The sequence below is a fragment of the Glycomyces luteolus genome (genome assembly GCF_027622875.1).
Classification (GTDB): domain Bacteria; phylum Actinomycetota; class Actinomycetes; order Mycobacteriales; family Micromonosporaceae; genus Glycomyces; species Glycomyces luteolus.
Genome location: NZ_JAPZVP010000034.1, coordinates 21,303 through 29,385, shown reverse-complemented (window position 1 = coordinate 29,385; position 8,083 = coordinate 21,303). Strand labels below are relative to the sequence as shown.

The 8,083-nt window shown below is 63.9% G+C and carries 11 protein-coding genes; 9 read left to right on the top strand and 2 right to left on the bottom strand.

All coding sequences use genetic code 11. The annotated features are described in order from the left end of the window. Window positions 1-143 precede the first annotated feature (143 nt). The 3 genes from O1R50_RS25745 to O1R50_RS25740 all read left to right on the top strand — a co-directional run bounded on the left by O1R50_RS25745 (window position 144) and on the right by O1R50_RS25740 (window position 1,724). Window positions 144-731 (top strand): hypothetical protein, encoded by a 588-nt coding sequence (locus O1R50_RS25745; RefSeq protein WP_270113125.1) that lies wholly within the window; start codon window positions 144-146, stop codon window positions 729-731. A 129-nt stretch (window positions 732-860) separates the two neighbouring features. Beyond that, window positions 861-1,115: a hypothetical protein gene (locus O1R50_RS26600; RefSeq protein ID WP_408612819.1), complete on the top strand. Its 255-nt coding sequence runs from the start codon at window positions 861-863 to the stop codon at window positions 1,113-1,115. A 12-nt stretch (window positions 1,116-1,127) separates the two neighbouring features. Then, the gene (locus tag O1R50_RS25740; RefSeq protein ID WP_408612818.1) at window positions 1,128-1,724 is read left to right on the top strand and encodes a transposase family protein; all 597 of its coding nucleotides are present in this window, start codon (window positions 1,128-1,130) and stop codon (window positions 1,722-1,724) included. Between the two features lie 45 nt (window positions 1,725-1,769). Here the strand turns inward: O1R50_RS25740 and O1R50_RS25735 are convergent, their stop codons facing one another. Both O1R50_RS25735 and O1R50_RS25730 read right to left on the bottom strand, forming a co-directional pair. After that, complete coding sequence (locus tag O1R50_RS25735; RefSeq protein ID WP_270113124.1) at window positions 1,770-2,012, bottom strand: YbaB/EbfC family nucleoid-associated protein; 243 nt, start codon at window positions 2,010-2,012, stop codon at window positions 1,770-1,772. 50 nt (window positions 2,013-2,062) lie between these two features. Then, entirely contained in the window at window positions 2,063-2,515 is a 453-nt protein-coding gene (locus O1R50_RS25730; protein ID WP_270113123.1) for a hypothetical protein, read from the bottom strand. Between the two features lie 234 nt (window positions 2,516-2,749). Here O1R50_RS25730 and O1R50_RS25725 point away from each other — a divergent pair, with 234 nt between their 5' ends. The 6 genes from O1R50_RS25725 (at window position 2,750) to O1R50_RS25700 (ending at window position 8,033) form a co-directional block, all read left to right on the top strand. Beyond that, a complete protein-coding gene (locus tag O1R50_RS25725; RefSeq protein ID WP_270113122.1) occupies window positions 2,750-3,118 on the top strand; it encodes a hypothetical protein in 369 nt (122 codons plus the stop codon). 43 nt (window positions 3,119-3,161) lie between these two features. Beyond that, a complete protein-coding gene (locus O1R50_RS25720) occupies window positions 3,162-3,929 on the top strand; it encodes a hypothetical protein (RefSeq protein WP_270113121.1) in 768 nt (255 codons plus the stop codon). A gap of 18 nt (window positions 3,930-3,947) precedes the next feature. After that, on the top strand, window positions 3,948-5,561 hold the full coding sequence (locus tag O1R50_RS25715; RefSeq protein ID WP_270113120.1) for a hypothetical protein: 1,614 nt from the start codon (window positions 3,948-3,950) through the stop codon (window positions 5,559-5,561). Between the two features lie 222 nt (window positions 5,562-5,783). Next, window positions 5,784-6,155, top strand: coding sequence for a hypothetical protein (locus O1R50_RS25710; protein ID WP_270113119.1), 372 nt, complete (start codon window positions 5,784-5,786; stop codon window positions 6,153-6,155). A 13-nt stretch (window positions 6,156-6,168) separates the two neighbouring features. Next, entirely contained in the window at window positions 6,169-7,191 is a 1,023-nt protein-coding gene (locus O1R50_RS25705; protein WP_270113118.1) for a hypothetical protein, read from the top strand. Next, window positions 7,188-8,033 (top strand): hypothetical protein, encoded by an 846-nt coding sequence (locus O1R50_RS25700; protein ID WP_270113116.1) that lies wholly within the window; start codon window positions 7,188-7,190, stop codon window positions 8,031-8,033. The genes O1R50_RS25705 and O1R50_RS25700 overlap by 4 nt, the downstream gene beginning before the upstream one ends. The last annotated feature ends 50 nt before the right edge of the window (window positions 8,034-8,083 follow it).

Here is an 8,083-nt window from a genome sequence, read left to right as displayed (position 1 = left end):
GCGCACGAGGCGGGAGAACACCCTGGGCCGCAGCCCTGAGAACGGCTCGATCCAACACTCCTCAGCCGCTGTCACCACACCCACCCGGGCATCCTAAACCCCTGCAGCACAAGCAATAACGGGACAGTCTTTAGTGTTCCGGCATGATCTTGAAGAGCTTTTACGACCTGAGCTTCGGCGTCTCCCCCGGCGGCGCCCGGAAGGACGCGCACCATATCTGCGGGACGCTCGACGAAGCCATGGGCGCCTTGGACTCCGAATTCGAGCACTCGGGCGAGGTGTGGCTGCTCTTCAAGTATGGCGCCGAACTCTGCCTGGACGTGTACCAGCGGAATGTGCGGACGACCTCGATCGACCTCCACCCGTTCATCACGATCCGCATTGAGGGCTTCCCGGACATCACCTTCCGCGGTCCGCGCGATCCGATCGGTTTCGCCGTCGCCGGGGAGGATCGGGCGGTGGTGAAGACTCGGCTCGCCGATGCAATGTTCGAAGGCGAGTTCAACGGGAAGATCGAGGTCGACGTGGACTGGGACCGGATCACGGTTCCGGAGCTGGAGGGCGAGGTCGCGGACTACGGCGACTACGTCTTCCTCGGTGACGTTCCCGCCAAGGACCTGGAAACGGTGAAGAAGCTTGAAGACCTTGAGGATCTTGACGAGGACGAACTGGCGGACGAGCTGATCGATCTGGGATGGGTCAGCTACGGGGACCACGATTTCGACGCGTGACCGGTGGATCAGTGAGCTTCTTCGGGCAAGCTGATGCGCGTGATCATGATCCGTTGGGAGACAAGGAAACCTCTTGGTAGAAACTGGAGCTGCTACGACTTCAGTTCCCCACCAAGAGGTTTCACGTCTTTGAGTGTCGCATACACCGCCCTGCTGCCTGTCGACCGTGCCGCCTGCGACTGGCTTGCTCGCCGTCTCGCAGCCCACCGCCGCCGGATCGGTACCCGCAAGGGCACCCGGAAGCTCACTCCCTGGTCGCAGGCGGTGTTCGTGCTCCGATTCCTCATCGACGGCACCCGCATCACGCAGCTCGCGGCCGACAACGCCCTCGGGCGGACGACGGCCTACGACAACCTCTGGGAAGGCCTCGAAGTCCTCGCGTAGGAGGCCCCGAGCTTGCAGGAAGCGATCGATGCCGCTCGGGCGGCCGGCGACGGGCACATCGGCCTGGACGGCACCCTCGTCCCCACCTGCCGCGTCCAAGTCGAAGAGCCCACCAAGGGCGTTGACCTGTTCTGGAGCGGCAAGCACCACCGTCATGGAGTGAACCTCCAGGTCATCTCCGCACCGGACGGGTATCCGCTGTGGATCGCCGAAGCCCGGCCCGGCCGCGAGCACGATGCGAACGCCGCGGGTAAAACCGGCGTCGAGGCTGAGATCGCCCTACTCAACATCGGCGTCGCCGAAGACGATCACCTGCTGGTGCTGGCCGATCTGGGGTATGAGAAGTTCCGGGCCTTCCCGGCCGTGGTCCTACCGCACAAGACGCCCCAGCGCGGCAAGCCCACCGAAGCCCAGAAGGAGTGGAACCAGTTGATCGGCGCCAAGCGCGCCCTGGCCGAGAAAGCCAACGCCGACCTGAAGGTTCGGTTCCGCTGCTTGCAGAAGGTCTCGCTCAACCCTTGGCGGATCGGCACCATCGCACGCGCGGCCCTGGCGTTCTTCCACATCGAACGACCGCGCCGCTTCATCCTCACTCAGCGTTCCGCATGAGTTGCCCGAAGAGACTCACTGAGTTCCGAACGCGCCGTTGGCGGTTCAGCTCACGCCGAGGAGCTCCATGATCCGCTCCTCGATCGTCACCTGAGCGGCCTTGATCGTCCCTAGCACTTCCTCCGCGAGGGTCTCGCGGTCGTACTCTCTCGCCACGTTCGCCTTCAGGAACCGGACCTCGAGCAGGTCCCGGTTGAGGTTCATGAACACCGTGCACAGACCTGACTCGGCCGTCTGCGAGACGACCTCATCGGCGTGCTCCTCCAGAACCTGCCGCATCTGGGCCATGCTCTGATCCGTGGCCGTAACAACCTCGGCTCTCAGGCTCGCATAGTCCCTCATCGGACTCCGCCTCCCATGCCGCCGGCGATCCGGTTCAACCGGTCGGTGTCCTCGAGCTGCGCTTCCTTCGCGTACTGCCAGGCCTCGCGGATGGCCTCGCCCAGCTCGCGGTTGCCCATGCGGACGGCGTCGGTGGAGAACTCCAGGCCGATCATTTCCCCGGCGAAGTTCATCGTCACCATCGAGGTCCCGTACTCGTCCTGGCCCCGGTAGCGCGCCTGCTGCATCTCGCGGATCAGCTCTTGTGCCCGTTCAAGATCGGCGTTCACGGCCTCGATGGCGGCGCGAGAGGGGGTCATGTCGAGCACGGCCTTGTCGTTCTCGTACATCTCGTCGTGAGGCCAGAACTCCAGGAGCTCGTAGCCCTGCTGGAGCTTCTCCTCGTAGTCATCGGGGGGCTCGAAGCGAAAGGCCTCGATATCAGGGGGGAAGCCATTCACGGCGTCCATCGGCTCATCCTCTCGGCGGGGCAGCCCCATGATACGAGCCCGGCGCTGCGAGGGTGACGACACGGAACCCGAACCCCTTGGCGCGCAAGCCTTGCGGCACACCGACCTGACAGCTGTGACCAGGGACGGCGCAGGTGTTTTGCCAGGACTGTACGGGTTGCGATCCCCTGCTAACCTGAAGTCCAAGCTACTAACCTGTCTACTGGAGCCCCTACCTCCCCCGAAGGAGCCCTGATGTCTCAGCGCGAGTTCGATCCGGAAGCTGTCGCCGATTTCCAACGGATCCTCAAAGCTGACCTCGACTTCATCGAGGAGCAGATCATCCCGAGGATGCGCGATGGCGACCTCAGCAACATGCCGGCGTTCGGGCTGGAAGGGGTCGAGGGGAAGAAGAGCGAATACCTGACCAGCTTCCAGTCGACCTGGACCGATCTGCAGAACATCAAGGTGACCATCAAGAAGATGCTGGAAGCGCTCGACGAGATCGTGAAACAGAACGCGGACACCGAGGACTCCAACGTCACCGAGATCGAGCAGTACCTCAGTGTCGGTGAATCAGTGCCGACCGAGGCTCCCACGACCAACTACTACGACGAGCTGTGATCCGGCCAGTCCGGGCAGAAACTAGAGAGGAACCAGTCCAGACATGTTCAAGCAGCGTATGAAGGTGTTCTCGGCGGGCCTAGCAGGGACCGCTCTGGTGTTGCTGTCCGGATGCTCGGCACTGACCGGCGACGACTCAGGCAACGGCAGCGACACGTCTGAAGACGGGTTCACCGACGTAACCAGTCAGGTCGCAAGCTGGGACATGTGCGAGGTACTTTCGCCCGACCCGATCCGTGACAAGGCCGCGGCGACCACCTACGCCGAAGGGCCTAACCACGTAGATATGGGGTCTGCGATCGACGCCGAGTCAGTTTCCTGCCGGGCGGAAATCGAAGTTGTGGACACTGATGGCACCTCTATCTGGATGCAGGTTCATCTCGGTGTCTTCCCTGGAAACTCGACCGAGCATGTAGACGACATGTGGGCAATGCGCCAAGAGGGTTGGTACAGGGATAACGTCGAAACCAATGTCCGAGACCTCACGGCTGAGGACTTGCTGATCGATGCAGATCTTGAGGGTGAGTGGGACCAAGCTCATGCCTACGCCATCCTCGGCACTGAGGGAGAGCGCTCAGGTGAGGCTGGGTCGATGATAGTAGATGCTCGAACCAGCAACTACATCGTCGAGGCCTACCTGACGATTCCCACAGACGCGGAAAAGACTGCTGCGGCCCGGTATGGACTGAGTCAGGAAGAGATCGACGCACGTACCGCTCTTGCATTCGATCGGTCTGAATTGGTCAATTGGGTTGCGGACGAATACATCTACACGATGTTCGAAGCAGTCAGTAGCCAGCTCGAATCCTGATCTGAAGGAGCACCCTCCATGGCGGAAGAAGAGATCGAGACCCACGAAGGTCCGACGGAACACGAAGCGAAGCACTACCAGCAGACAACTAAGTGCCATGCTGATGGCTGCTCACTCGGGAGGGCACAGGCCGACACCGACTGGGAATCGTTGATGGCCGGTGTCTACATGGACGGGCAGACCTTCCAGCTCGAAAACTCCGGGCACCGTTACGCCGCACCCTCCGAATCGACCTTCCAAGCGGTTCTTGCTGCGGTTCGCCCAAGTGCAGATCATGCGATCTATCCGATGGTCGAAGCGTGGAGGCAGGTCAGCAAAGACCTCTCTGATTTCGAAGAGCGCCACAAGTACAACATCGAGCAGCTCTCGAAGTTCTGGACCGGCGATGACTTCGACTCGTTCAGCGACACCAACGATGAGCTGAAGACGCTGATCTTTGACACCGTCGACAAGATCGACAGCGTCGCAACCTCCCTGGATCAAGCGGGGCAGGAGATCTTTGCCCAGCAGGGTGGCGACACCGGGCACATCCCCTTCCCCGAGCCGCAGTACTACATCAAGAACGGCACTTGCGACGAAGCCAGGATCCACTTCCGTCCGCCGTGGCACTCCGGTGACTGCGAGATCATGGACGACGAGAAGGCGGCCTTCTGGTACGGCGGCGGCTCCGCGGACGGCGGGACCGGCGACGGGAACACGAACTTCGGCCAGGAAATGTTCGTCTCCGCCGATGAGTGGCGTCAGGGACGCGTCAACTATCTCGTTCAGAACGGCACCGATCAGGCCGAAGCCGAGTCCATTGCGCAGAGCGAGCTCGACGACTGGGCATTCTACGAGCGCGAAGACGTGGCCGAGGGACTCAAGAGCGCCTCCGAGCGGACCGCCGACGACATCTCGGTTCGCAAGACCAACCAGGAAACCGGTGTCAACGAGACTGAGTATGACGCCACCCCGGGCAAGCCCCCGGCGATCGTCGGCGGCGAGGAACTTGAGCAGCCCCCGAACCTGACCAACCCGACTCCGCCGGGATCGCCGAGCATTCCGGGCGGCATGGGTGATATGCCTGCGAGCCAGCCGCCGGGCAACCTCACCGGAGACCTCGGCTCGCCCGACAGCCCGCCGAGCGTCGGTTCGACTCCTGGCACCTACAACCCCGGTATCGACACCGGAGGTCTCGATACCGAGAACCCGTGGGACTCCAACGTCCCCGACCCCGACGACATCTCCGGTGGTCTGGCTTCCGGCGGTGGTGGCCTTGGTGGCGGCCTCGGCGGCGGGCTTCCCGGCGGAGGCGGCGGTCCTGGTGGCGGCCTCGGCGGTGGTGCCGGTGGCGGCTTGGGCGGTGGCCTGGGCGCCGGCGGTATGGGCGGCATGATGGGCGGTGCAGGCGGCGGCCGTGGCGCCGGTGCCGGCGCCGGTGGTCGTGGCGGTGGCCGAGGTGGTGGCCCCAAGGGCATGGGCAAAGGCATGGGCGCCGGAGGGCGCGGCATGGCCGGCGGCATGATGGGCGGCGCCGGTGGCGGCCGCGGCATGGGCGGTCCGGGCGAGGGCGAGCAGGAGTCCGGCACCTGGCTGACCGAGGACGACGACGTCTGGGGCATCGGCAATGAAGAGGAAGACCCCTACGCGTAGCGAGACCTGAACGGGGCCGACGGGAGAGATCCCGTCGGCCCCTTCGGCTTTCACCAGGTAGTACACCGATTGGTTTTTCAGTCTCAACGCAAGTACGTCGAGATCATCCGTGTCGGCTCCCCAGGCAGGTCGTACCCATCTTCTGATCCTTTTGTGGTGCAATCAGTAGCGCACGCTTTGTACTGTTGCGGCACAGCCCACCGCGCCCCAGGAGGTCCCCCCATGCCCTCGATCGACGTGAATCCCGATGATCTGACCGCGGCAGCATCCAAGCTGCGCGAAGCGGTTTCATACGCCGACATGGCATCCCAGTACTCGACCGAGGCCGACCCCGAATGGTGGATGTGGGGCCTCCCGGGCGTCGTCACCGCCCCGATCTACTTCGCGCTGGCTGACGGCTGGCGGAGCCTGCTCTCCGACACCGGCCAGGCCATCGAGGGCCTGAGCCAGCGCCTCGAGGACAGCTGCAACGGCTACGTGGAGATCGACTCGGTGATCGGCGAGGAGTTCGGCTCGCTGCTCACCGATCTCTCCGGCGCTTACGGCGACTACAAGGACGCCACTCAGAACCCCCCGATGATCACCACCACCTGAGGAAGACGAACCGATGAGCGACAACGGAATGCAGGACTTCTCCGATTCGCCGCAGCAGGGCGAGTGGGGCGAGGACTCGAACGGGAACACCGCTGACGTCGGCAACGCGGCACTCAACGTGCTCGACCACCAGAAGCTGATCAACAGCCCCGGCAGCATGGCCATGTCGATGGTCATGGGGCAGAGCACCTATCGCGGCGCCTTCAACAACATGAAGGCCGACCTCACCGGCAGCAACCTGCCTGAGGGCCAGCGCGGATCGTTGCGGGATCGGGCTGGCACCCTCGGCAACAAGCTCAAGGTCGACTGGGGGGCTGTCAACGACAAGACCGGTCAACTCGCCAGTGACAAGAACCGCGTCAAGGGCGACTACGAGAAATTCCTGTCCAAGGCGAAGGGCACGGTCGGCATCGACCCGCTCAAGTGGCTGGTCGGCACGCTGGTCGACTTCCTCGTGCAGACCTTCCAGCCGCTTGAGGACATCCTCGGCGTGGTGACCGGCAACGAGGCGCGCATGAACGTCTCGGCGAACATGTGGCAGGAGGTCGGCAATGCGATGCCGCCGATCGCCGATCACATGCTCACGGTTGTGGAAGGCGAACTGGCCCAGTGGGAAGGCGAGGCGGGATCGGCCGCCCGGGCGCGGGTCATGGAGCTGGGTCTCATGATGGACGTCATGGGCCACCTGGCCGGGGGCATGGAGTTCGTCCTCCACATGATGGCCGGGCTAGCGAAGGCGCTGCGCACCTTCGTGCAGAAGCTCATCACGGACGGCGTCGTGTGGGTCATCAAGACCATCGCACCGCAGATCGCCGCCAGCATCGCGACGCTCGGTGCGGCCGCGCCGGTCTGCATCGCCATGACGGTCGCGAAGATCGCCGGGCTCGTGCTCGACGCGATCCAGATGGTCCAGGGCGCGATGCAGATGTTCCAGGACTTCGGGGCGCTGCTGAATCTCGTCCAGGACGTCTTCTCGATCCTCCAGCCGTTCGTCGCCGAACTCGTCCAGGTTCCGAAGCCGAGCCTGCCGATATGAGTGATCGGAAAGAGCCGCAACCGAAGAAGAAGCATCCGCTGGCGAGTGCACTGGTGGATATCGTCGACATCGCGGTTACCGGTGACTACAGCAGCGATGACAGTCCCGATGTCAAGGCGTCGCCGCAGACGGTCGCGGGTATCCGGATCAAGGAGTGGGGGAAGTTCGCCCGCAAGCAGGCCCGGCCTTATCGCGAGACGCTGCCGATCGCCGAGATCTTGGCCGATCCGCGGCTTTCGGCGTTCTTCGAGGAGATGCGGCAGCTGCACGTTCCAGTGCACGGCGCGGCGGGTTTGCTAGAGGCTGAGTGGCAGGGCGTGCCGTTCATCAGCTTCGCGGCCTACAGCGTCGATGAGACCGAGACGGTCCGACCGTTCCGGCTGGTCTGCGCGGCGCTGTCGCGTGACTATCCCGATCTCGTGCACGACCGGCGGCTCGACTACGCGCCTCAGGAGCGGCGGCACTGGTACCCGGGCCACGAGTCGTACGAGCGCGTTGAGGGCCCCAAGCCTCCGCCGAACCAGCCTGGCCGCGAGCCCGGGCTGCTCGGGCGGACGAAGGTAGGGCGTGAGTTCAGGCGCGCGGTCGAGGCGTTCACCAATCCGGTTCCGCGCCTGCATGCTGCTTCGAAAGACTATGCGTCCCAGGTGTCTTCGCGGCCGTACGAACCTGCGGCGTTCGAGCGCGACTGGCTGGTGCGGGGCCGGTGGCTGGTGCTGTTCGAAGAAGAGCACATCAGAGGCTACGGCGCGCGCGACAAGACCGGCGAGTTCCTCGATACGCTTCCGGCGATCAAGCGCCTGGTCGATCCTTCCGAGATTCCCGAACGCGAGGAGGCGTAGGTGGAATACCCATACGGGCCGAAGCCGAAGAAGAAGACACGCCCGCTGGT

What these genes read in the sequence shown, in the direction of transcription:
- O1R50_RS25705 (WP_270113118.1), top strand. Translation starts at nt 6,169, where the DNA reads ATGAGCGACAACGGAATGCAGGACTTCTCCGATTCGCCGCAGCAGGGC.
- O1R50_RS25725 (WP_270113122.1), top strand. Translation starts at nt 2,750, where the DNA reads ATGTCTCAGCGCGAGTTCGATCCGGAAGCTGTCGCCGATTTCCAACGG.
- O1R50_RS25710 (WP_270113119.1), top strand. Translation starts at nt 5,784, where the DNA reads ATGCCCTCGATCGACGTGAATCCCGATGATCTGACCGCGGCAGCATCC.
- O1R50_RS25735 (WP_270113124.1), bottom strand. Translation starts at nt 2,012, where the DNA reads ATGGCCCAGATGCGGCAGGTTCTGGAGGAGCACGCCGATGAGGTCGTC.
- O1R50_RS25720 (WP_270113121.1), top strand. Translation starts at nt 3,162, where the DNA reads ATGTTCAAGCAGCGTATGAAGGTGTTCTCGGCGGGCCTAGCAGGGACC.
- O1R50_RS25745 (WP_270113125.1), top strand. Translation starts at nt 144, where the DNA reads ATGATCTTGAAGAGCTTTTACGACCTGAGCTTCGGCGTCTCCCCCGGC.
- O1R50_RS25700 (WP_270113116.1), top strand. Translation starts at nt 7,188, where the DNA reads ATGAGTGATCGGAAAGAGCCGCAACCGAAGAAGAAGCATCCGCTGGCG.
- O1R50_RS25715 (WP_270113120.1), top strand. Translation starts at nt 3,948, where the DNA reads ATGGCGGAAGAAGAGATCGAGACCCACGAAGGTCCGACGGAACACGAA.
- O1R50_RS25730 (WP_270113123.1), bottom strand. Translation starts at nt 2,515, where the DNA reads ATGGACGCCGTGAATGGCTTCCCCCCTGATATCGAGGCCTTTCGCTTC.